This window comes from Halomonas sp. ATBC28 (genome assembly GCF_005937175.1).
Taxonomy (GTDB): Bacteria; Pseudomonadota; Gammaproteobacteria; order Pseudomonadales; family Halomonadaceae; genus Vreelandella; species Vreelandella titanicae.
Map to the genome: position 1 here is coordinate 1 of NZ_VCQL01000184.1, position 396 is coordinate 396.

General features: G+C 72.0%; 1 protein-coding gene and 1 pseudogene. Both read right to left on the reverse strand.

The window, feature by feature from the left end:
- A partial coding sequence (locus tag E0L35_RS25950; protein ID WP_138801765.1) for an SDR family NAD(P)-dependent oxidoreductase occupies positions 1–198 on the reverse strand: 198 nt, incomplete at its 3' end.
- A gap of 1 nt (position 199) precedes the next feature.
- Positions 200–396 (reverse strand): annotated as a pseudogene (locus E0L35_RS25955) (acetyl-CoA C-acyltransferase); the annotation flags it as partial.

Sequence of the window (396 nt, forward strand, 5' to 3'; positions counted from 1 at the left end):
GTCCATGACGATCGCCTGCGCCTCGCCGCCTTCCCCTTCGACCCGGGCGACGGTCTCGGCCAGCGCGTCGGCCCGCCGGGCGCAGAGCGACAGGCGGGCGCCGGCTTTAGCCAGCGTGCCGGCGAAGTGGCGGCCGAGGCCGCTGGAGGCGCCGGTGACAAGCACGTGCCGGCCGGTGAGATCGAACAAGCCGGCCATCTCAGTGCAACCGCTCGATCGCCATGGCGATGCCCTGTCCGCCGCCGATGCACATGGTGACGAGCCCGTAGCGGCCATTGACCCGGGCGAGTTCGTAGAGCGCCTTGACGGTGACGATCGCCCCCGTAGCGCCGAGCGGGTGGCCAAGCGCGATGGCGCCGCCGTTCGCGTTGACCTTGGCGGGGTCGAGATCCAGGG